The sequence below is a fragment of the Mesorhizobium sp. M0663 genome, from assembly GCF_040320585.1.
Lineage (GTDB): Bacteria > Pseudomonadota > Alphaproteobacteria > Rhizobiales > Rhizobiaceae > Mesorhizobium.
Genome location: NZ_JAMYPX010000003.1, coordinates 206,008 through 226,909, shown reverse-complemented (window position 1 = coordinate 226,909; position 20,902 = coordinate 206,008). Strand labels below are relative to the sequence as shown.

Here is a 20,902-nt window from a genome sequence, read left to right as displayed (position 1 = left end):
CGGAAAGTCTACCCTTTGCCCGCTGGCTTCTGCTGGCGGGCTTTTTTGAGCATCAGGCAGTAGTGGCCGACGTGCATCGGCGCCGCTGCTGGCGGGCCTGTCCGGTCGTCTGGCCGGCCACGGGATGCGCCCGCTACCCGCTCCAACCCTCAGCCCACCTCTCGCAAAATAAAATCGTGCAGCATCTTGGCTGCCGGTGACAGCGCGCGGTTCTTCACCGTGATCAGGCTGTAGGGCCTAACCTCGATGTCGAATTCAGTCTGGACGACATCGATAGCGCCGGCCAGGCCTTCGGGGTTCTGGATGAACTTCGCGACCTGGATCGACACCGGCGCGATGGCGTCGGATTGCGCGACCATGACCAGAGTCAATAGCAGCGAGCTGGTGTTGAGGATGCGGTCCGGCAGCGCGATGTTTCGGTTCAGGAAGTTACTCTCCATCGCCTGGCGCAGCGGCGAGCCGCCCGACTGGAAAACCCAGTCATAGGCGGCGGTGTCTTCCAGCCGCACCGCCTTGCCCTTGGTCAGCGGGTGGCCGCGGCGCACGATCAGGCAGGCTTTCTCGACGCCGATGACGCGCGCTTCGAACAGCCGCGGATTGAGGTCGTCGGGGATGCGGGCGATGATGAAATCGTGGCGCGAGGCGATCAGCTCGCGCGCCAGGACGTTCGAGGTCTCGACCTGCATGGTGATTTCGATGCGCGGATAAAGGCGCCGGATTTCGCGGATCGCCGGCACCGCCAGCTCGATCGCCGGTGCTGTCACCGCGCCCAGGAACACCGAGCCGCCTTTGCCCGCCTTGAGCTCGAAAATCTCGCGGTCGACCTCGCGCATCTCGAGCAGGATCGATCGAGCGCGCCGTGCCAACGCCTTGCCATAGGGTGTCAGCGTGATGCCGCGCGGCAGCCTTTCGCAGAGCTTGACGTCGAGCACGGCCTCCATCTCGGCGATCATGCGCGAGGCCGCCGGCTGCGAGATGTTCATGACCTGGGCCGCGGCGCTCACCCGGCCGTGCTCGTCGAGGGCTGCGATCATGCGCATGTGACGCAGGCTCAAGCCGCTGCGCAGCAAGGTTCCGCCATCACCCGGAATTTCATCGTAACTGGCTGATATTCCATCAGGATTTCGCAGCGCCGCCATGATTCTTCCCTACTCTTACGCCCGGCGCCCTGGCTGGATCCGGCAGCGTCGTCACTAGCCTAAGCCATATCAGTCTCGATATAGCAACCATCAAAGATCGCATTTGACAGTTATGGCAAAGCGACACACCCTTCGCGCGTCCTGAGGCTTGACGGTCGGTGACGAGGGAAAACTCGTATCGATGAAACCAGAGTCTCGGGGCCGATTGGGAGGATACCGGAGATCGATTGACGGCAGCGGCGCGTTTGGCGCTCCTGCACGATTGCGCGGCCCACGAAACCCAAGGGTACGCGTCCATCAACCAGGGAGAGTTAATGTGAAGATTGTCAAGACACTGGCCGCCGTCGCGGCCCTAGGCATCGCGGCCATGACGCTGCCGGCGCAGGCGGGCGAAGGCCTGATCGGCGTGCTGATGCCCACCAAGACCTCGCAGCGCTGGATCAACGACGGCGACGCCGTCAAGTCCCAGCTCGAGGCTCTGGGCTACACTGTCGACCTGCAGTACGCGCAGGACGACATTCCGAACCAGCTCAGCCAGCTGGAAAACGAGATCACCAAGGGCCCGAAGGCGCTGATCATCGCTTCGATCGACGGCACCACGATGGGCGATGCGCTGCAGAAGGCGAATGACGCCGGCGTTGTCGTCGTCGCTTACGACCGCCTGATCAAGAAGACGCCAAATGTCGACTACTACACCACCTTCGACAATTTCGGCGTCGGCGTCATCCAGGCCAAATCGCTGCTCAAGGGTCTCGGTTATTCCGAGAAGAAGGGCCCGTTCAACATCGAGCTGTTCGGCGGTTCGCCGGACGACAACAATGCGTTCTTCTTCTATAACGGCGCCATGTCGGTTCTTCAGCCGCTGATCGACGACAAGACCCTCGTCGTGAAGTCCGGCCAGATGGGCATGGACAAGGTCGGCACGCTGCGCTGGTTGGCGGCAACCGCCCAGGCCCGCATGGACAATCTGCTCTCCGCCAACTACTCGGACGGCAGCCGCGTCGATGGCGTGCTCTCGCCCTATGACGGCCTGTCGCGCGGCATCATCGCTTCGCTGCGCGCCGTAGGCTACGGCACCGCCGATCAGCCATGGCCGATCGTCACCGGACAGGACGCCGAGACCGCTTCGGTCAAGGCGATCATCGCCGGCGAACAGTATTCGACCGTGTTCAAGGACACCCGCGAACTCGCCAAGGCGACGGTCGAACTCGTCGACAAGGTGCTCTCGGGCGGCAAGCCGGAAGGCCTCGACACCACGACCTACAACAACGACGTCAAGGTCGTTCCCTCGATCCTGTTGACACCGCACGACGTCGACAAGTCGAACTATCAGGCCCTGGTGGTCGACTCCGGCTACATCAAGGCCGAAGAGCTGAAGTAATCGCGGTTACAAAGCCTGGGGTCCTGCGCAGGCAGGGCCCCTTTTCGTTGGCGAGCCAGCCCGGTATTGTTTGCGGACCTCGCAGGAGTGGTATTCTCAATGGCATCGACGATTTTGGAGATGCGCGACATCACCAAGACGTTTCCCGGCGTCAAGGCGCTGTCGAACGTCAAGCTCATGGTCGAGGAAGGCGAGATCCATGCCGTGGTCGGCGAGAACGGCGCCGGCAAGTCGACGCTGATGAAGGTGCTGTCGGGTGTGTATCCGTCCGGCACCTATGACGGCCAGATCATCTATCGCGGCGATGAGTGCCATTTCAAAGGCATCCATGACAGCGAGCGCAAGGGCATCGTCATCATCCACCAGGAGCTTGCGCTGGTGCCGATGCTGTCGATCGCCGAAAACATCTTTCTCGGCAACGAGCACGCCAGATACGGCGTCATCGACTGGAATGCCAATGAGGCGCGCACCAGCGCCCTGCTCAAGAAGGTCGGCCTCAAGGAAGACCCCAACACGCTGATCACCAATATCGGCGTCGGCAAGCAGCAGCTGGTCGAGATCGCCAAGGCGCTCAGCAAGGAAGTGAAGTTGCTCATTCTCGACGAGCCGACCGCGAGCCTGTCCGAAAAGGACAGCCAGGCGCTGCTCGATCTGCTGCTCGAATTCAAGCGGCAAGGCATCACTTCGATCCTGATCTCGCACAAGCTCAACGAGGTGAACCGGGTCGCCGACAAGGTCACCATCATCCGTGACGGGCGGACCATCGAGACGCTGGCCAAGAAGGACATCTCGGAGGACCGCATCATTACCTCGATGGTCGGCCGTTCGCTCGACGACCGCTATCCGCCGCGCGAGCCGAAGATTGGCGAGACCGTTCTCGAAGTGAAAAACTGGTCGGTCTATCACCCCATCCATGCCGAGCGGCAGGTCATCAAGGGTATCAACCTCAACGCCCGCAAGGGCGAAGTGGTCGGCATTGCCGGGCTCATGGGCGCCGGCCGGACCGAGTTTGCCATGAGCCTGTTCGGCCGGTCCTATGGCCGTCGCATCACCGGCGAGGTGTTCCTCAACGGCAAGCCGATCGACGTCTCTTCGGTGAGCAAGGCGGTGGAACACGGCATCGCCTACGTTACCGAGGACCGCAAGACCTACGGTCTCAACTTGATCGACCACATCAAGCACAACATCACGCTGGCCAACCTGCCCGGCGTGTCGCGCCACGGCGTGATCGACGATTTGCGCGAGCTTTCGGTCGCCAACGATTATCGCGGCAGGACCAATATCCGCGCCTCGAGCGTCTACCAGATGACCGGCAACCTTTCTGGCGGCAATCAGCAGAAGGTGGTGCTGTCGAAATGGCTGTTCGCCAATCCGGAAGTGCTGATCCTCGACGAGCCGACACGCGGTATCGACGTCGGCGCCAAGTATGAAATCTATACGATCATCGCGCGTCTCGCCTCCGAGGGTAAGGCAATCATCGTCATCTCGTCGGAAATGCCCGAACTGCTCGGCATCACCGACCGCATCTACGTCATGAACGAAGGACGCATCGTCGGCGAAATGGCGGCAAGCGACGCCAGCCAGGAAAAGATAATGCGCGCCATCGTCCGCGGAGAAGGAAAAGCATCATGAGCACCGAAAGCGCTCCCGGGCCGCAGACCGGCGTTGCCCAGGATCTACAACAGGGACCTCGCATTGCCGTCTCGGCGCTGGTCACCAACCTGCGCGAATACGGGTTGGTGCTGGCGTTGATCGCAATCATGGTGTTCTTCCAGTTCACCACGTCCGGAACGCTGTTCAAGCCGGTGAACCTCAGCAATCTCGTGCAGCAGAACAGCTTCATCATCGTGATGGCGCTGGGCATGCTTCTGGTGATCGTTTCGGGTCACATCGATCTCAGCGTCGGCTCCGTCGCCGGCTTCATCGGCGCACTGGCGGCGATGATGATGGTCATCTGGCCGCTTGGCCCATTGAGCAATCCGCTGGTGGTGTCGATCATCTGCCTGATCGTCGGTGGTGCGATCGGCGCGGCACAAGGCTACTGGATTGCCTATCACCGAATACCGAGCTTTATCGTCACGCTGGCGGGCATGCTGATCTTCCGCGGCATCTGCCAGGCGCTGCTGGGTGGCGGGTCTTCCGTAGGGCCGCTTCCCGTCGGCTTCAAGGCGCTCAGTTCCGGCTTCATTCCGGACCTGATCGGCCCATTGACGCTGATACCGCCAACCGTGAACGCCGCCGGCAAAACCATTGTCGGCAGCGGCCTGACGCTGCACCTGACGACGATCGTGATCGGCCTCGTCGCCGTGCTCGCCTATGCCTATTTCGGGCTCAGGGCACGGCGCACCCGCGAGAAACATGGCTACGAAGCCGAGCCCTTCTCGCTGTTCGTCGTCAAGACCCTGGTGATCAGCGCGCTGGCGCTGTTTCTCGTCTACCAATTCGCCACCTATAGGGGCCTCCCCATCGTTCTCATGGTGATGGGCGTGCTGATCGCGTTGTTCGTCTTCGTTACCAAACGCATGACGATCGGCCGTCGCATCTATGCGATGGGCGGCAATGTCAAGGCAGCCCAGCTATCGGGCATCAAGACCGAACGGCTGACGTTGATGGTGTTCATCAATATGGGCGTGCTGTCGGCACTCGGCGGCCTGATTATCGCAGCGCGCCTGGGGCAGGCTGTGCCGGCGGCCGGCCTCGGCAGCGAGCTCGACGTCATCGCCGCGGTGTTCATCGGTGGCGCTTCGGCGATGGGCGGCGTCGGCCAGGTGATCGGCGCGGTGGTCGGCGGCTTCATCATGGGCGTCATGAACAACGGCATGTCGATCATGGGCGTCAATGTCGATTGGCAGCAGGTGGTCAAAGGCCTGGTGCTGCTCGGCGCCGTCGTCTTCGACGTCTACAACAAGAACAAGGCTTGAGAGGCAACCAGGAGGCATACGGGTCACATCGCGGCGCTGCCGGGCGGCGCAAAGAAGTCCCCCGAGGGACCTGATCCGCGAGCGCAATCCGGACGAAGAATTTCAACCGAGGCGCGGACAAGGGTCCGAACCGCGCTGGGCAGGGTTTGCCGAGAAAGGCACGCCAAGCCCGCAATTCAGAGAGGGTTACCATGCTGATCTCACAGATCCTCGACGACGCCGAGACGATCCGCGTCGTTGCGCGCAACGGCGGCAAGACCCGCGTCATCAACGGCGCCCGCAGCGTCTATTCGCTGGCGATGGAAGCCGCGCGTACCGGCAGCGGGCTTGTCGCCCTGATCGAGCGCAAGGGCTTCGGCGAAACCATCGATCTGGACGCAGCCTACAAGAAGGGACGGCTGCTGTCGCCGATCAACCATCCCGATCCGGCGCATCTCCATCTCACCGGCACCGGGCTGACGCATCTCGGCTCCGCCGCGACCCGCGATTCCATGCACAAGAAGCTCAGCACGGACGGCGAGGAACAGCTGACCGATTCCATGAAGATGTTCCGCATGGGGCTTGAGGGCGGCAAGCCGGCGAAGGGCCAGATCGGCGTGCAGCCGGAATGGTTCTACAAGGGCAACGGCACCATGGCGGTGGCGCCCGGTGCGGCGCTTATGTCGCCGGCCTTCGCTCAGGATGCCGGCGAGGAGCCGGAAATTGCCGGCATCTATGTGATCGGTGACGACGGCGCCCCGTTCCGTGTCGGCTTCACCCTGTCGAACGAGTTTTCCGACCACGTCACCGAGCGCGTGAACTACCTCTTCCTCGCCCATTCCAAGCTGCGCAACGCCTCGTTCGGGCCGGAGATCCTGATCGGCGACCTGCCGCCCGACATCCGCGGCGCTTCACGCATCCTGCGCGACGGCAAGCTGCTTTGGGAAAAGCCGTTCCTGTCGGGCGAGGCGAACATGTCGCACACCATTGGCAATCTCGAGCATCACCACTTCAAATACTCGGCCTTCCGCCAGCCGGGCGACGTGCATGTGCACATGTTCGGCACGGCGACGCTGTCCTTCGCCGACGGCATCAGGACCGAGGCCGGCGACGTATTCGAAATCGAGGCGCAGGATTTCGGCCTGCCGCTGCGCAACCCGCTTGAAATCGAGCAGCCGGTGAAGGTGGCGGTGAAGGCGTTGTAAACTGGTGACATAATTCAGGGGCGAGAAATGAACGGCCTGCGGATTGGCACTGTGTTCGTAAGTTTAGTGCTGTTCCTCGCCTATTTCTCGCCAGCGGCTTACAGCGCCGGACAATGCAGCGCAAAATCCTATCGCGAGGCCCGGATGTCGACGACTAACCGGCTTCTGGCCACCGGTTATTCGAAATCGCAAGTGAGCTTTCTGATGCGCAACGCGGATCGCATGACGTCCGCACTCCGCGCTGACAGACTGAACGACAATGGCAGAGCCTGCGGTATCGACTCCGCCAGAGCCCATGTGCTGGGATGTCTCGGCAAGCAGTTGTTCCCCTTGCAGTCCAGCTCAAGCGCCTCACTTGACGACGAGAAGCAAACCAGAGGATTTTGGGGGAAGAGGCGATTGGCAGTGCGAGAACTGCTCTTTGTCGGTCAGTTTCATGGCTGCCTTGGCGCCGCGAAAGAATATCTGTTTCGCAGCTGACGGCTTGCGAAAAAGCTCAGCGCGCGGTGCGGAAATGCTTGGACAGTTTCAGGCCCTGCGCCTGATAGTTCGAGCCTAGATCTGTGCCGTAGAGCGCCTGCGGCCGTTTCAGCATGTGCTCGTAGACCAGCCGTCCGACGATCTGGCCGTGGTCGAGGATGAACGGCACTTCGTGGCTGCGTACCTCGAGCACCGCCCGGCTGCCGGTGCCGCCCGACGCCGAATGGCCGAAACCCGGGTCGAAGAAACCGGCATAATGGACGCGGAACTCGCCGACCAGCGGATCGAAGGGCGTCATTTCGGCCGCGTAGAGCGGCGGCACATGCACCGCCTCGCGCGACACCAGAATATAGAATTCGTCCGGATCGAGCACCAGCTCGCCGGCACCGCTCTTGTAGAGCGGCTCCCAGAAATCGACGACATCCTGCGCGGCGCGCTTGTCGACGTCGACCAGGCCGGTGTGGTGCTTGCCGCGATAGCCGACAAGCCCATCCTTGTCGCCGTCGAGGTCGATCGACAGCGCGATGCCCCCGCCTGAGATGTTGGGTGGTTCGGTGGCGACCAACATTTCGGCGTGGTGCAACTCGTGCAGCTCGTTTTCCGACAAGAGCGCATTGCCGGTGCGGAACCTGACCTGCGACAGCCGCGAGCCGGTCCGCACGACGATCGGGAAAGTGCGCGGGCTGACCTCCAGATAGAGCGGACCTTCATAGCCTGCGGCGATCTTGTCGAACTCGTGGCCGCGGTCGGTCATCACCCGAGTGAAGATATCGAGCCGTCCGGTCGAGCTTTTCGGGTTGGCGGAGGCGGAAATATGCGCGGGCAGCGCCAGGCTCTCGAGCAGCGGCACGATGTAGACGCAGCCGGTTTCCAGCACGGCACCTTCGGCGAGGTTGATCTCGTGCAGCTTCAGCCGGTCGAGCTTGTCGACAACCCTGTGGTCCGGGCCGGGCAAGAAGGAAGCACGCACTCGCCAGGCCTTGTCGCCGAGCCTGAGGTCAAGGCTGGCCGGCTGGATCTGATCGGCATCGAGCGTGCGCGGCGATTTCAGCGCGCCCGTCTGGAACAGCGTGGAAATATCCTGATCGGGAAGAATGCCTGTCTGCCGCAAGGGTCTGGCTCCGTTCGAACGCCGGGCGAGGTCTTGTTCTGTCGCAGGTCCGACCATGGACGCCTTTGGCACCTGCTTGGTACAACCCTCTTAATCATGCCGGCAATTGACGCAAGCGTGGCGCGGGTCTAAAGCTCGTTATCCCGTGGTGATTTGGCCGGTCGGCTTGCAGCCACGTTAAACAAGTCGCTAAAGGACCGTCGGGCCGCAAGGCCATATGGACCGGTTGCGACTTTCGCGACCGGTTTTTTGTTGTTTGGACCAATTTTGGTGTTTGGATAGAATGATGACCAAGAAGCGCGACTGGAAGCCTCAGACCGCACTCGTGCATGCCGGAACGCTGCGTTCCGGCTTCGGCGAGACCTCCGAGGCGATGTATCTCACCCAAGGCTATGTCTACGAGACGGCGCAAGCGGCGGAGGCGCGCTTCAAGGGCGAGGAGCCGGGCTTCATCTATTCGCGCTATGCCAATCCGACGGTCGACATGTTTGAGAAACGCATGTGCGCGCTGGAAGGAGCCGAGGACGCGCGCGCCACGGCATCCGGCATGGCGGCGGTGACGGCAGCACTGCTGTGCAGCGCCAAGGCGGGCGACCATATCGTGGCGGCGCGCGCGCTGTTCGGCTCCTGCCGCTGGGTGGTCGAGACGCTGGCGCCGAAATACGGCATTGAGGCAACGCTGGTCGACGGCACCGACATCGCCAATTGGGAAAAGGCGGTCAAGCCCAACACCAAACTGTTTTTCCTGGAAAGCCCTACCAATCCAACGCTGGAGGTAGTCGACATTGCCGCCGTCGCGGGACTTGCCAATTCGATCGGCGCCAGGCTGATCGTCGACAATGTCTTCGCTACGCCCTTGCAGCAGAAACCCCTGCAGCTCGGCGCCCACATCGTCGTCTATTCGGCCACGAAGCATATTGACGGCCAGGGGCGCTGTCTTGGCGGCATCGTTCTGTCGGACAAGAAATGGATCGACGAGAACCTGCATGACTATTTCCGCCACACCGGCCCAAGCCTCTCGCCCTTCAATGCCTGGACGCTGCTGAAAGGCCTGGAGACGCTGCCGCTACGCGTACGCCAGCAGACGGAAAGTGCCGGCCGCATCGCGGATTTCCTGGCCGAGCGCCCGCAAATCGCCCGCGTCATCTATCCCGGCCGCGCCGACCACCCGCAAGCGGCCGTGGTCCAGAAGCAGATGTCGGGCGGCTCGACGCTGATTTGCCTCGATGTGAAGGGCGGCAAGCAGGCGGCCTTTGCCTTCCAGAACGCACTCGACGTCGTGCTGATTTCCAACAATCTCGGCGACGCCAAGAGCCTGATCACCCATCCGGCGACGACGACGCACAAGAACTTGACCGATGAGGCCCGCGCCGAGCTCGGCATCGGACCGGGAACGCTCAGGCTGTCAGTTGGCCTTGAGGACGCCGACGACCTGCTCGAAGACATCGAGCAGGCACTGAGAGTTGCCGGATAAGGGCTGGCCGAACAGAGGCGAGCGGGGACGCGCCGATCAGGCGCCGGACGGGGTCTCTTCCAGCTCCGCGACGGCCTTGGTCTGGATAGTCATCACATTGCCGCGCCAGTCGACGGCGCCGCTCAGCCATCCGCGCGCCCAAATGGCGGGAAGCATCAGGTCTCGCGCCATCATCGCCAGGATGGTGCGCAGCGACAGGTGCCATCCCTTGGCCGAGGCCAAGGCGCATTCCGGCAGGTAGGCCGCGACCAGCACGGCGATGGCGGTTGCCGGCAGGCTGACGCCGGCGTCAGCCGCCGCGATCAGCGCAAGCACCAGCGGCGGCGCTGCGCCGATCAGGATCTCGGGGGCGAAGAACAGCGCGAAGGTGACGCGGCGCAGCCGCGCCCAGCGCGCCTGCCGCGACCAGATCTCGCCAAACGTGCGCCGGCCGAGCGGCTGTTCGAAGGGCGAGGCGACAAGATTGACCCGCAGTCCGAACCCGTTGACCAGCTTGGTCGCGGCGGCGTCTTCGGCGATCTCGGCAGCAAGCGCGCAGATGCCGCCATTGGCGTCGAGCATCGGCTTATTCCACAACATGCTCTTGCCCTGCGCGAAGCCGAGGCCGAGCGCCTCTCCGGCGTACTGCCAGCGTGCCTGCAGCGTGTTGAGAAAGGCGCATTCGACCTCCCCCCAGAAGCCGTCCGGCCGCGAGCCGATCGGCGTCGAGCAGACGAGGCCGGTGTCGTGCCGCCACGCCGCCATCAGGTGCTGGACGTAGTCGCTCGGCATAAGCACGTTGGAATCGGCAAGGATGACCCAGCTATAATGCGCCGCTTCCCAACCCTTCACGCAATTGTTGAGTTTTGGATTGCCGCTGATGCGGTCGTCACCGACTAGAAGACGGGCGCGAATAGCTGGAAAGCGCGCCATTGCGGCGGTGATCGGCTTGACCACCGGGTCGTCGGCATGGGCAACGCAGAAGATGAGTTCGTAGCGCGGCCAGTCGAGTGAGAAGGCGCGCTCCAGCGTCTCTTCGGCAAACGGCTCGACGCCGCGCGCCGGGATGACGATCGATACCGGCGGCGCGTTGGCCGCGGGCGGTGCGATCCTGCCTGGTCGCTTCAGCTTCAGCGAAGCTAACAGGATGCTGGCGAGATTTGAAAGAAGGAGGGCTATGGAAAGGAGGGCGGCTGCGAATGTCGGTTCCATCGAGATCTGGTCACTCCAGAAGTGCCGGCCGCATGACGGCCGTTTTCAACAATTCGACAGAACGCTGAGTCGCCCGGCACAAGCCTGCACACCATCATTGTCATGTGTCACTTAAATGACATTGTTTTTCGGCACCTGCGCTCGAGTCGGGCAAGGAGATGACGCGCATCGTTGATCAAACTGCGCTGAGCGTCGAAGTTCCATCTACATTGCTTTGGAGCAGTTTATGTACAGCGCCGTCACCCGCAACATCGAAGTGCAGGTCAGGCCGTTCTATCTGGAGGATCACTCCGACCCGCCGCAAAACCGCTATGTCTGGGGATATCAGGTGACCATCGACAATCAGTCGGATGAGTTCGTGCAGCTTCTGTCGCGCTACTGGCACATTACCGACGGCACCGGCAAGGTCGAGGAAGTGCGCGGCCCCGGGGTCGTCGGCGAGCAACCCGGACTCAACCCCGGCGACAGCTATCAGTATACGTCTGGATGCCCGCTCTCGACGCCGTCCGGCATCATGGTCGGGCACTACACCATGCGCAACAAGCGGGGCGAGACGTTCGACGTCGCCATCCCCGCCTTCTCGCTCGACTTGCCGGGAATGCGGCGCACCGTCAATTGACGGCCGTCATCCGGCCGCTGCAAACTCCGCCGGGTCGAAGTCATATTGCTTCGAGCAGAATTCGCAGGCGACGTGAATGCTGCCATCCTCGGTGCTGTCCCTGATCTCCTCGGCGGAAAAGCCTTCGAGGATGCCGTGGATCTTCTCCCTCGAGCATGAGCACTGGTCGGCGACCGGCACCCCGCCGAACACGCGGACGCCATGCTCGTGGAAAAGCCGGTAAAGCAGCCGTTCGGCGCCGATCGTCGGATCGATCAGCTCGGTCGGTTCAATAGTACCAACCAGCGCCAGCAGCTCCTGCCAGGAATTGTCGGTCGGGTCGTGGATTTCCTCACGCGGATCGCCGTCGCCACCGGGAAGGTCGGGTACGCGCATGCGCTCCGCCGACTGCGGCAGGAATTGTGCCAGCAGGCCACCGGCCCGCCATTGCTCGCGGGCACCGCCGACGCCGGGCGTCAGAAGCTTGGCAACCGAAAGCCGGAGGTCGGTCGGAATCTGCTCCGACTGGCGGAAATAAGTGCGTGCGGCATCTTCCAGTGTGACGCCGTCGAGCTGGACGATGCCCTGGTAGCGTTGTGTGTGAGCGCCCTGGTCGATGGTCAGCGCCAGGACGCCGCTGCCGAGCAGCGTCTGCGGTGACGTCTCGCCGGCAGAAGTCAAAGCCTGCAGCCGGTCGGCATCGAAGCGGGCATAAGCGCGCAGCGCGTGCGGCGTGGAGAAATCCGCGACCAGCATGTCGACCGGCCCGTCGGTGCGGGTCTGCAGAATGAACTTGCCCTCGAACTTCAGCGAAGTTCCGAGCAATACCGTCAACACACAGGCTTCAGCCAGGAGCCGGGCGACCGGCTCGGGATAGTCGTGGCGGCTGAGAATAGCATCGAGCATCGGCCCGAGCTGGACGGTGCGACCGCGCACGTCGAGCGGGCCGACCTCGAACGGCACGACATGGTCGTCGCCGGCGTAGCCGAATTCGCCGAGCTTGGGTTTATGTTCAGCCAATTGATGAGTTTCCAACATGACAAAGCTCCGGGGCGCGGCGATGCCGCCCTCCGGGGCGCATGCGACGAGACGCGCTCGATTTGCGTGATGCGCCTGAGATAGGCACCACCAACTCCCGGATCAAGGCGGCCCAGATCAAGGCGGCGCAGATCAGGCCGGCCCGGATCACCGCGGCTCGTATCAAGCGCCCAGGCACCAGGCCAAGACCGCCTTCTGGGCATGGAGCCGGTTCTCGGCCTCATCGAACACCACCGAATGCGGTCCGTCGATGACCTCGTCGGTAACCTCCTCACCGCGATGCGCCGGTAGACAGTGCATGAACAGCGCGTCCGGCTTGGCTTTCGCCATCAGTGCCGCATTGACCTGATAGGGCAGGAAGACATTGTGGCCGCGGGCACGGTGCTCCTGGCCCATCGACACCCAGCAGTCGGTGACGATGCAGTCGGCCTCGTGAACGGCCTCCTCGGGCGAACGGCTGAATTTCAGCTTGCCGCCATTGGCTTTCGACCAGTCGACATGCTTCTGGGCCGGTTCGCTGCCCTCGGGCACGGCGACGTTCAGCTTGAAATGGAACCGCGCGGATGCCTCCAGCAGCGAATGCAGCACGTTGTTGCCGTCGCCGGTCCAGGCGATCGTTTTACCGGCCACCGGACCGCGGTGCTCTTCGAAGGTCATGATGTCGGCCATCAGCTGGCAGGGATGGGTCTCGTCGGTCAGCCCGTTGATGACGGGGACCGTAGCGTTTTCCGTCAGTTCCAGCAGCCGGTCATGCGAGGTGGTGCGGATCATGATGGCATCGACATAGCGCGACAGCACCTTGGCCGTGTCGGCAATGGTCTCCGAGCGGCCAAGCTGCATCTCGGTGCCGGTCAGCATGATCGTCTCGCCACCCAACTGCCGCATACCGACGTCGAACGACACGCGCGTGCGCGTCGACGGCTTGTCGAAGATCATCGCCAGCACCTTGCCTTCGAGCGGCTTGCTGCGTTCGCCGGCCTTGAGCCTTGCCTTTCGCACCGCTGCGTCGTCGAGCATGAAGCGCAGATCGCCTTCGGAAACGGCGGAAAGATCGGTGAAATGGCGAAGGGACATCAGAAATTCCAGGATTACTTCGCAGCGGCAGCGACGATGGCATCTGCCAGGCTCTTGGCGCCGGCACGAATGCGCTCGAGCGCTTCGTGGATCTCGGCGTCGGTGACGGTGAGAGGCGGTAGCAGGCGGATAACGTTGTCGCCGGCCGGAACCGTCAAGAGATGCTGGTCACGCAGTGCCACCGTGACCTTGGTGTTGGGCATCGCGCATTTAAGCCCGAGCATCAGGCCGGTGCCCCTGATGCTTTCGATAACATCCGGAAATTCGTCGGCGACGCCAGCGAGCCCCTGCTTCAACAGCAGTGCCTTGCGCCGGACGTCTTCGAGAAAGCCGTCTTCCAGCACCACGTCGAGCACGGCGTTGCCGACCGCCATTGCCAGCGGATTGCCGCCGAAGGTGGTGCCGTGCACGCCGGCGGTCATGCCGACCGCTGCCTCGTCGGTGGCGAGGCAGGCACCCATCGGAAAGCCGCCGCCGATGCCTTTGGCCACCGCCATGAGGTCGGGTGTGACACCCGCCCACTCATGCGCGAACAGCTTTCCGGTGCGGCCGACGCCGCATTGGACCTCGTCGAAAATCAGGAGCAGTCCGTGCTGATCGCAGAGCTGCCTGAGCCGCTTCAGCGATTGCGTCGGCACTTGCCTGATGCCGCCCTCCCCTTGCACCGGCTCGATCAGGATCGCCGCGGTTTCAGGCGTGATCGCCTTCTCGGCGGCATCCACATCGTCGAAGCCGACCTGGTCGAAGCCGTCGACCTTGGGGCCGAAACCTTCCAGATACTTGTACTGGCCGCCGGCGGCGATGGTCGCCAGGGTGCGGCCGTGGAAGGCGCCTTCGAAGGTGATTGTGCGGTAGCGCTCGGGATGGCCCTTGACGAAGTGGTAGCGCCGCGCCGTCTTGATGGCGCATTCGAGCGCCTCTGCGCCGGAATTGGTGAAGAACACCTTGTCGGCGAAGCTTGCGTCGGCCAGCCGCTCGCCGAGCCGGCTCTGTCCAGGAATCTCGTACAGATTGGAGACGTGCCAGAGCTTGGCGGCCTGCTCGGTGAGGGCCGCGACCAGATGCGGATGGCTGTAGCCCAACGAATTCACGGCGATGCCGCCGGCGAAATCGAGATATCGCTCGCCCTTGTCGGTGACCAGCCAGGTGCCTTCACCGTGGTCGAAAGCCAGGGGTGCGCGAACAAAGGTCTCGAAAAGCGCCGAACCGCTCATTATATGCGTCTCCGGAACCGGAAAAATCAAAAAGCCGCCAAAGCGGCGGCCCTTGTGGCTTATCGTGTTTTTCGGCCGTGAAGTCAACGAAAAGGTCGCGCAAGGTCGCGCGGCAAGCCCCCCAGCATAACGCCGGCTCATAAGCGACCGGGCAAGTTGGGGAAAACCGAAAAAACCGATTCGTGTTGGCCTTGGGACTCTTGTCACCGAGTCAGCGCATAAGGTAATTGTAGTAGAGAAATAACTAGATTTCGTGCGGCGGACCTAATCACCCGATATATGTGGTGTCTGCCCGGCAGAAGCCGGGTCGGGAATGGATTCCGATTGCCGCACGTTTCAGCAGGAGCGCGGTCTCATGAACTGGACTGACGAGCGAGTCGAACTTCTCAGAAAATTGTGGTCGGAGGGCCTCAGCGCCAGCCAGATCGCCGCACAGCTTGGCGGGGTCAGCCGCAATGCGGTCATCGGCAAAGTGCACCGGCTGAAACTGTCCGGTCGCGGACGCACGACCGCCTCACCGGCACGCCAGAAGAAGACGGTGCAGGGATCGACGATCCAGAAATCGGTGTCCCGGGCAGCAAGCGCCACGCGCCATGCCACCACCTCGATGTCGATCGGTGCGACCGCGCTCAAGGCGCAGTTCGATGCCGAACCGGTGGCGCGCCACTATATCCGCCCGGTCGAGAACGTCGTCGTGCCGATCTCGCGGCATCTGCAACTTGTCGAACTCAACGAGCGCACTTGCAAATGGCCGAACGGCGATCCGCTTTCGGAAGACTTCCATTTCTGCGGCAACGACGCAGCCGAAACCGGCCCCTACTGCAAGTACCACGCCCGCGTGGCGTTCCAGCCGGCATCGGAGCGGCGGCGGAGCAGGTGAATGGTGAATGGTGAATGGTGAATGGTGAATGGTGAATGGTGAATGGTGGCGGGCTGAGCTTGGAGTAAGAAAGCAAGGCTCTTGTCTAGCCCTATTCACCATTCACCCACTTCATAGCCACCCATTCTTGCGAAACCGCCAGTAAAGAAACGTGCAGATCAGGGCAATTGCCGCCAGGACGGCCGGGTAACCATATTCCATCCTCAGTTCCGGCATGTCGCTGAAATTCATGCCGTAAATGCCGGCGAATGCCGTCGGCACGGCCAAGATTGCGGCCCATGAGGCAAGCTTCTTGGAGATCGCCGTCTCCTGGCTTTGACCGACCAGAAGGCTCGCCTCGAAGGCGAAGGCGAGAACCTCACGCAGGCTGTCGATCTTTTCCTGGACAGTGCGGATGTGGTCGGTGACGTCGCGAAACAGCGGGTGCATGGCTGTGTGGATTTGCGGCAGATCGGCGCTGGTGAGCCGCCGGCAGACCTCCACCAGCGGCAGGGCCGCATTACGCAGGCGCAAGAGATCGCGGCGCAGCATATAAAGCCGTTCGATATCGGAGCCGGTCATCGGTTTCAGCAGAACCTTGTCCTCGATCGCCTCGACCTCGTTTTCGATCTGCTCAAGCACCGGCATATAGTTGTCGACGATGAAATCGAGAATGGCGTAGAGGACGAAATCCTCGCCCTTGGCAAGGGAATGCGGGCAGCTTTCCCAATGCTGCCGAACGGCGGCGTAGGAGGTCGACGGGCCATGCCTGACGCTGACAATGTAGCCCGCGCCGACGAACAGATGCGTCTCGCCGAAGGTGACGCGGCTCTCGATCAGCTGCGCCGTGCGGGCAACTATGAACAGGGCATCACCATATTGCTCGATCTTCGGTCGCTGGTGCGGATGCTCGGCGTCCTCGATCGCCAGCTCATGCAGATGGAATTGCGCCTGGACGCGCAGCAGCAAATTGCGGTCGGGCTCCAGCAGTCCGATCCAGACCACGTGACCCGGCTTCCCGGCCCATTCGCCGGCTTCCTCGATCGGAATGTCGGCGATGCGCCGCCCAGCCGTATAGACGCCGCAAGCGATTATACCCGACATCGGCGGCGCAGGAGCAAACTCGCGGACGTATTCCATCGCAGCCTCCTGAAGGCGGGGCCTTCATCGCGGAACTGAGAAGTCGGCGCGTCGAAAGCTTAGCGCAATTTTCTGTCAGGTGGCGAATCCGAAATTCGCATCAGTGCTGAGAGAACTCACTTCGCTGGTTGGGTTGCGGGAAGAATAATCTTGTCCGTCTTGTCGCCCTTCGGACGATCGGCCGGCATCTGATCGCCGGTGACGATATAGTAGATCGTCTCGGCGATGTTGGTAGCGTGGTCGCCGATGCGCTCGATGTTCTTGGCGCAAAACAGGAGATGTGTGCAGGGCGTGATGTTGCGTGGGTCTTCCATCATGTAGGTCAGCAATTCGCGAAACAGAGAGGTGTACATGGCGTCGATCTGGTCGTCGCGGTCGCGCACGAAACCGATTTTCTCCACCGACCGCGACGCATAGACGTCGAGTACTTCCTTGAGCTGGGTCAGTGCCAGATTGGCCAAAGCCTCGAGGCCGCGGAACAGGCTGTTCGGCTGGCGCCCGTCTGCGACGGCAACCACCCGCTTGGCGACGTTCTTGCCGAGGTCGCCTATCCGTTCGAGGTCAGCCGAGATGCGGATCGCGCCGACGATCTCGCGCAGATCCGTCGCCATCGGCTGGCGTTTAGCGATGATGATGATCGCCTTGTCGTCGATCTCGCGCTGTCCCTCATCTAGAACCAGGTCGTCCCGAATGACTTTCTGGGCAAGCCCCGGATCCGCATTGACCAGCGCCGCGACCGCCTGCTCGACCATGCGCTCGGCATGCCCGCCCATCGCCGCGATGCGCTTCGACAGATATTTCAGCTCCTCGTCATAGGCGCTGACGATATGCACGGACTGCATGGACGAAATGCCTTCCCGGGATCTCGTGGTTGAGTCGTTCCCTCGAATCCCCGCTGATACGCTAGCCGGATGACAGAAAAAAGAAACGGCCCATTATGTGCTAGAGATAGTACTACGTTAGCGAGCCGGCAAATGGACCGTGAACGCCGCACCCTTGCCGACCTCCGACCTGATGGAGAGTCTGGCGTTGTGGCGGGTCAGGATATGCTTGACGATGGACAGGCCAAGGCCGGTGCCCTTCTGGGTTCGGCTGTTCTCGACGTCGACGCGGTAGAAGCGCTCGGTGATGCGCGGGATGTGCTCTTCGGGGATGCCGGGGCCGAAGTCCCTGATGGTGACGTCGATGCCCGGTTCGGGATCGCTGTCGCTGCGTATGATCGACACCACGACGCGTCCGCCCGACTGACCATATTTGCAGGCGTTTTCCAGCAGGTTTTCGAAGACCTGGAAAAGCTCGTCCCGATCGCCGGGCACGTCGAGCGGCCCTTCCGCGAAATCACGCTCGATGACGACGCCGTTTTCCTTTGCGAGCGGCCCAAGCGAATCGATGACGCTGTCGATGGCCTGGCGCAGGTCGACCTCGGTTCCCGGCTTGAGATAGGGCTTCATCTCCAGGCGCGACAGCGACAGAAGGTCGTCGATGAGGCGCGCCATGCGGCTGGTCTGGTTCTGCATGATCTGCAGGAACTGCTCGCGCGCCGCGGGGTCGTTGCGGGCCGGCCCGCGCAGCGTCTCGATGAAGCCGGCGATCGAGGCGAGAGGCGTGCGCAGCTCGTGGCTGGCATTGGCAATGAAGTCGGCACGCATTCTGTCGATCCGGCGCGCCTCACTCTGGTCCTTGAACACCAGTACGTAGAGATCCGTGGCATGGCCGACTGAAGACGCGCTCACCCGATAGGCTCGTTCGACCGGCAGCTTTTCTATGTAGTCGACGCTGTCCGAAGCGACGTTGCCCGCCAAGATACTATCCAGCAAGCCCTGCATTTCCGGCGCGCGGAATTTCAGCGACAGCGACATGCCGGGGGCAATCCCGCCGAAGGCGGCAAAGGCAGCGGCGTTGGCGTGGACGATGGCGGCGGAGCGATCGAAAATGATCAGCGGATCGGCAACCGCCGCCGCGAGATATTCGCCGGAAAGTTGTTGCACGCTCGACTCGATGGCCGCGGCATTTTCGGTCGATTGGCGGGCGATGCCGGCCGGCAGCATCGCAGCGGCAACCAGCACGGCGCCAGCCAGCAGCACCACATAGCCAGACATGCCGGCAAAACCATAGACCATCAGAACCGCAACGAGGCCGGCCGCCAGCAGCCAGCGGCTGTTCCACAGCCGCATGGCGACGGCTTGCGCCCTGCCTCTCCGCTCTGTGCCGATGTCGGCCATTTGCGCTCCGTCTGCGGCCACTTCAAGAACTTCTTGCTGGACCGGCGCTAGAGCGCAGTGCGTCCAATTGGACGCACAAAGGACGCTCTACCACTTTATCTGCTGCATCGTTCTTTCCGAAAATCGATTCCGATTTTCGGGCCGATGCAGTAAGGCTCCCAATAGCACGAGTCCGGAAGCTGGAAAGGTTCGCCTCGATGAAAAACGCTAAGGAAAGCCCCGCCGCACCCTCATCGGGGCCGCTGAAGATCATGATCGACGGCAAGGAGAGGGCGTTCGACATCGAGGCCCCCGCGCTTCCCGACTGGGTCGAGGACCGCAAGCTCACCGCCGGCGGTTACCCTTACGACAAGAAGATGAAGAGCGAGGAGTATGACGAGAGGCTAGAGAAGCTGCAGATCGAGCTGGTCAAGGCGCAGGCGTGGCTGCAGTCGACGGGCAAGCGGGTAATGTCGCTGTTCGAGGGGCGCGACGCTGCCGGTAAGGGCGGCACGATCTTCGTTTTGCGCCAGTATCTGAACCCTCGCACGGCGCGCAACGTGGCGCTGACCAAGCCAACGCCCACCGAGCTTGGACAATGGTACTTCCAGCGCTACGTCGACCACTTCCCGACGTCGGGCGAATTCGTCACCTTCGACCGCTCCTGGTATAACCGCGCCGGCGTTGAACCGGTGATGGGATTCTGCACGCCCGAGCAGCACGAGCAATTTCTGGACGAGGTTCCGCATTTCGAGCGGATGATCCGCAACGAGGGCATACATTTCTTCAAATTCTGGCTGAACATCGGCCGGGAAACGCAGCTCGAGCGATTCCACGACCGCCGCTGGAGCCCGCTGAAGAGCTGGAAGTTTTCGCCAATCGACATCGCCGGCATCACCAAATGGGACGAATACACCAAAGCGCGCGACCTGATGGTCGAGCGCACGCACAAGGAGTTCGCGCCCTGGATCATTGTGCGGGCGAACGACAAACGGCGCGCGCGGCTGGCCGTCATGCAGCGCATTCTCCTTTCGCTTCCCTATGACGGCCGCGACCTCGACGTCATCGGCAAGGAGGACAAGAAGATCATCGGCGAAGGGCCGACTTTCCTCGAAAAATAAGCTCACCTCATCGATACGCGGCTCTCATGCCGCCAGCCGGGCAATCCGCTGCAGTCGCTTCAGCGTGGTGTCGTCCTGCAGCGCCTGCTGGAAAAGCGAGATCTCCTGGTCGATGCGGTCGCAGAGCGCGCCGGTGTCGCCCCTAAGCAGGTCGCGCGTCTGTAGCAGCGCCGCGACAGGCTTCTTGGCGAGTTGCCTGGCTCTTGCCAACGTGGCTTCCTCGACGCTGCCGTCCGTCACGATCTCGCCGACAAGGCCCAGTGCCCTGGCATCTTCGGCGGCGAGCGTGTCGCCCAGGCAGAAGAAGCGGAACGCCCCGGCATAGCCGAGCTTCTGCGGCGCCAGAATGCTGGTCGCCGCGTCCGGCACCAGGCCGAAATCGACGAACGGCACCCGAAACGTGCTCTTGCTCGAGGCGATCACCATGTCGCAGTGGAACAGGATGGTGCAACCGACGCCGACGGCGTCGCCGTCGACACAGGCAAGGACCGGTTTCGGGAACGTCGCCAGCGTGCGGAACATATCGGTGACGGCGGCGATCAGTCGCCGATGTTTGGTGGCATCGAGAAATTCGGAGAAATCGGCTCCGAGGCAGAAGCACCCGGCCAAGCCGCGCAGGACCACGACGCGGACGTCGTCGTCGACAGCGGCTTCATGGAATGTCCTGGCCAGGCTTTCATAGGCCCGCCTGTCCAGCACCGGGCGGCCGTCACCCGACGATACCGTGACGATCAGCGTGTGATTGCGGAATTCTGCTTTTGAGTGAACGTTCATGG

At 62.4% G+C, this 20,902-nt stretch carries 19 protein-coding genes and 1 riboswitch; of the genes, 9 read left to right on the top strand and 10 right to left on the bottom strand.

The window, feature by feature from the left end:
• Window positions 1–149: 149 nt before the first annotated feature.
• A complete protein-coding gene (locus NKI54_RS07500; protein WP_352448650.1) occupies window positions 150–1,139 on the bottom strand; it encodes a LysR family transcriptional regulator in 990 nt (329 codons plus the stop codon).
• Window positions 1,140–1,455: 316 nt separating this feature from the next.
• Between NKI54_RS07500 and chvE the strand changes: the two genes are divergently transcribed.
• The 5 genes from chvE to NKI54_RS07475 all read left to right on the top strand — a co-directional run bounded on the left by chvE (window position 1,456) and on the right by NKI54_RS07475 (window position 7,105).
• Window positions 1,456–2,520, top strand: a complete 1,065-nt coding sequence (gene chvE, locus NKI54_RS07495) for a multiple monosaccharide ABC transporter substrate-binding protein (RefSeq protein WP_352635715.1) — start codon at window positions 1,456–1,458, stop codon at window positions 2,518–2,520.
• A gap of 99 nt (window positions 2,521–2,619) precedes the next feature.
• The gene (gene mmsA, locus NKI54_RS07490) at window positions 2,620–4,152 is read left to right on the top strand and encodes a multiple monosaccharide ABC transporter ATP-binding protein (protein WP_023677359.1); all 1,533 of its coding nucleotides are present in this window, start codon (window positions 2,620–2,622) and stop codon (window positions 4,150–4,152) included.
• The gene (gene mmsB / locus NKI54_RS07485; protein WP_023677358.1) at window positions 4,149–5,441 is read left to right on the top strand and encodes a multiple monosaccharide ABC transporter permease; all 1,293 of its coding nucleotides are present in this window, start codon (window positions 4,149–4,151) and stop codon (window positions 5,439–5,441) included. Before mmsA ends, mmsB begins: the two co-directional genes overlap by 4 nt.
• A 191-nt stretch (window positions 5,442–5,632) precedes the next feature.
• Window positions 5,633–6,625 carry an AraD1 family protein gene (gene araD1, locus NKI54_RS07480; protein ID WP_352589151.1) on the top strand — a complete coding sequence of 331 codons (993 nt, stop codon included), beginning with the start codon at window positions 5,633–5,635 and terminating at the stop codon, window positions 6,623–6,625.
• Between the two features lie 27 nt (window positions 6,626–6,652).
• Window positions 6,653–7,105: a hypothetical protein gene (locus tag NKI54_RS07475; RefSeq protein WP_352635718.1), complete on the top strand. Its 453-nt coding sequence runs from the start codon at window positions 6,653–6,655 to the stop codon at window positions 7,103–7,105.
• A 16-nt stretch (window positions 7,106–7,121) separates the two neighbouring features.
• Here the strand turns inward: NKI54_RS07475 and NKI54_RS07470 are convergent, their stop codons facing one another.
• Window positions 7,122–8,273, bottom strand: a complete 1,152-nt coding sequence (locus NKI54_RS07470; protein ID WP_502898204.1) for a 2'-deoxycytidine 5'-triphosphate deaminase — start codon at window positions 8,271–8,273, stop codon at window positions 7,122–7,124.
• 78 nt (window positions 8,274–8,351) lie between these two features.
• Window positions 8,352–8,429: riboswitch (SAM riboswitch) on the top strand.
• A gap of 70 nt (window positions 8,430–8,499) precedes the next feature.
• Between NKI54_RS07470 and NKI54_RS07465 the strand changes: the two genes are divergently transcribed.
• A complete protein-coding gene (locus NKI54_RS07465) occupies window positions 8,500–9,690 on the top strand; it encodes an O-succinylhomoserine sulfhydrylase (protein WP_352635722.1) in 1,191 nt (396 codons plus the stop codon).
• A 36-nt stretch (window positions 9,691–9,726) separates the two neighbouring features.
• Here the strand turns inward: NKI54_RS07465 and NKI54_RS07460 are convergent, their stop codons facing one another.
• On the bottom strand, window positions 9,727–10,881 hold the full coding sequence (locus NKI54_RS07460; RefSeq protein WP_352621865.1) for a glycosyltransferase: 1,155 nt from the start codon (window positions 10,879–10,881) through the stop codon (window positions 9,727–9,729).
• A gap of 226 nt (window positions 10,882–11,107) precedes the next feature.
• On the opposite strand from NKI54_RS07460, the gene apaG reads away from it, so the two are divergent.
• The gene (gene apaG, locus NKI54_RS07455; RefSeq protein WP_023677352.1) at window positions 11,108–11,500 is read left to right on the top strand and encodes a Co2+/Mg2+ efflux facilitator ApaG/CorD; all 393 of its coding nucleotides are present in this window, start codon (window positions 11,108–11,110) and stop codon (window positions 11,498–11,500) included.
• 6 nt (window positions 11,501–11,506) lie between these two features.
• Here apaG and NKI54_RS07450 read toward each other — a convergent pair whose 3' ends face one another.
• The 3 genes from NKI54_RS07450 to NKI54_RS07440 form a co-directional block, all read right to left on the bottom strand.
• Window positions 11,507–12,517 (bottom strand): Hsp33 family molecular chaperone, encoded by a 1,011-nt coding sequence (locus NKI54_RS07450; protein ID WP_023677351.1) that lies wholly within the window; start codon window positions 12,515–12,517, stop codon window positions 11,507–11,509.
• A gap of 162 nt (window positions 12,518–12,679) precedes the next feature.
• On the bottom strand, window positions 12,680–13,591 hold the full coding sequence (argF, locus tag NKI54_RS07445; RefSeq protein WP_031211966.1) for an ornithine carbamoyltransferase: 912 nt from the start codon (window positions 13,589–13,591) through the stop codon (window positions 12,680–12,682).
• Window positions 13,592–13,605: 14 nt separating this feature from the next.
• Complete coding sequence (locus tag NKI54_RS07440) at window positions 13,606–14,805, bottom strand: aspartate aminotransferase family protein (protein WP_023677349.1); 1,200 nt, start codon at window positions 14,803–14,805, stop codon at window positions 13,606–13,608.
• A 355-nt stretch (window positions 14,806–15,160) separates the two neighbouring features.
• On the opposite strand from NKI54_RS07440, the gene NKI54_RS07435 reads away from it, so the two are divergent.
• Window positions 15,161–15,685, top strand: a complete 525-nt coding sequence (locus tag NKI54_RS07435; protein ID WP_023677348.1) for a GcrA family cell cycle regulator — start codon at window positions 15,161–15,163, stop codon at window positions 15,683–15,685.
• A 111-nt stretch (window positions 15,686–15,796) separates the two neighbouring features.
• Here NKI54_RS07435 and NKI54_RS07430 read toward each other — a convergent pair whose 3' ends face one another.
• The 3 genes from NKI54_RS07430 to NKI54_RS07420 form a co-directional block, all read right to left on the bottom strand.
• Window positions 15,797–16,804, bottom strand: coding sequence for a magnesium and cobalt transport protein CorA (locus tag NKI54_RS07430; protein ID WP_352621868.1), 1,008 nt, complete (start codon window positions 16,802–16,804; stop codon window positions 15,797–15,799).
• Between the two features lie 116 nt (window positions 16,805–16,920).
• On the bottom strand, window positions 16,921–17,646 hold the full coding sequence (gene phoU / locus NKI54_RS07425; RefSeq protein WP_352589138.1) for a phosphate signaling complex protein PhoU: 726 nt from the start codon (window positions 17,644–17,646) through the stop codon (window positions 16,921–16,923).
• Between the two features lie 117 nt (window positions 17,647–17,763).
• A complete protein-coding gene (locus tag NKI54_RS07420; RefSeq protein ID WP_352589135.1) occupies window positions 17,764–19,026 on the bottom strand; it encodes a sensor histidine kinase in 1,263 nt (420 codons plus the stop codon).
• A 197-nt stretch (window positions 19,027–19,223) separates the two neighbouring features.
• Between NKI54_RS07420 and ppk2 the strand changes: the two genes are divergently transcribed.
• Window positions 19,224–20,126 (top strand): polyphosphate kinase 2, encoded by a 903-nt coding sequence (gene ppk2, locus NKI54_RS07415; protein WP_023677344.1) that lies wholly within the window; start codon window positions 19,224–19,226, stop codon window positions 20,124–20,126.
• Between the two features lie 24 nt (window positions 20,127–20,150).
• Here ppk2 and NKI54_RS07410 read toward each other — a convergent pair whose 3' ends face one another.
• Window positions 20,151–20,900, bottom strand: a complete 750-nt coding sequence (locus NKI54_RS07410; RefSeq protein WP_023677343.1) for an enoyl-CoA hydratase-related protein — start codon at window positions 20,898–20,900, stop codon at window positions 20,151–20,153.
• Between the last annotated feature and the right edge of the window lie 2 nt (window positions 20,901–20,902).

Coding starts and splice junctions, on each gene's coding strand:
- NKI54_RS07500 (WP_352448650.1), bottom strand. CDS start 1,139: ATGGCGGCGCTGCGAAATCCTGATGGAATATCAGCCAGTTACGATGAA.
- mmsA (WP_023677359.1), top strand. CDS start 2,620: ATGGCATCGACGATTTTGGAGATGCGCGACATCACCAAGACGTTTCCC.
- mmsB (WP_023677358.1), top strand. CDS start 4,149: ATGAGCACCGAAAGCGCTCCCGGGCCGCAGACCGGCGTTGCCCAGGAT.
- araD1 (WP_352589151.1), top strand. CDS start 5,633: ATGCTGATCTCACAGATCCTCGACGACGCCGAGACGATCCGCGTCGTT.
- NKI54_RS07475 (WP_352635718.1), top strand. CDS start 6,653: ATGAACGGCCTGCGGATTGGCACTGTGTTCGTAAGTTTAGTGCTGTTC.
- NKI54_RS07470 (WP_502898204.1), bottom strand. CDS start 8,273: ATGGTCGGACCTGCGACAGAACAAGACCTCGCCCGGCGTTCGAACGGA.
- NKI54_RS07465 (WP_352635722.1), top strand. CDS start 8,500: ATGATGACCAAGAAGCGCGACTGGAAGCCTCAGACCGCACTCGTGCAT.
- NKI54_RS07460 (WP_352621865.1), bottom strand. CDS start 10,881: ATGGAACCGACATTCGCAGCCGCCCTCCTTTCCATAGCCCTCCTTCTT.
- apaG (WP_023677352.1), top strand. CDS start 11,108: ATGTACAGCGCCGTCACCCGCAACATCGAAGTGCAGGTCAGGCCGTTC.
- NKI54_RS07450 (WP_023677351.1), bottom strand. CDS start 12,517: ATGTTGGAAACTCATCAATTGGCTGAACATAAACCCAAGCTCGGCGAA.
- argF (WP_031211966.1), bottom strand. CDS start 13,591: ATGTCCCTTCGCCATTTCACCGATCTTTCCGCCGTTTCCGAAGGCGAT.
- NKI54_RS07440 (WP_023677349.1), bottom strand. CDS start 14,805: ATGAGCGGTTCGGCGCTTTTCGAGACCTTTGTTCGCGCACCCCTGGCT.
- NKI54_RS07435 (WP_023677348.1), top strand. CDS start 15,161: ATGAACTGGACTGACGAGCGAGTCGAACTTCTCAGAAAATTGTGGTCG.
- NKI54_RS07430 (WP_352621868.1), bottom strand. CDS start 16,804: ATGGAATACGTCCGCGAGTTTGCTCCTGCGCCGCCGATGTCGGGTATA.
- phoU (WP_352589138.1), bottom strand. CDS start 17,646: ATGCAGTCCGTGCATATCGTCAGCGCCTATGACGAGGAGCTGAAATAT.
- NKI54_RS07420 (WP_352589135.1), bottom strand. CDS start 19,026: ATGGCCGACATCGGCACAGAGCGGAGAGGCAGGGCGCAAGCCGTCGCC.
- ppk2 (WP_023677344.1), top strand. CDS start 19,224: ATGAAAAACGCTAAGGAAAGCCCCGCCGCACCCTCATCGGGGCCGCTG.
- NKI54_RS07410 (WP_023677343.1), bottom strand. CDS start 20,900: ATGAACGTTCACTCAAAAGCAGAATTCCGCAATCACACGCTGATCGTC.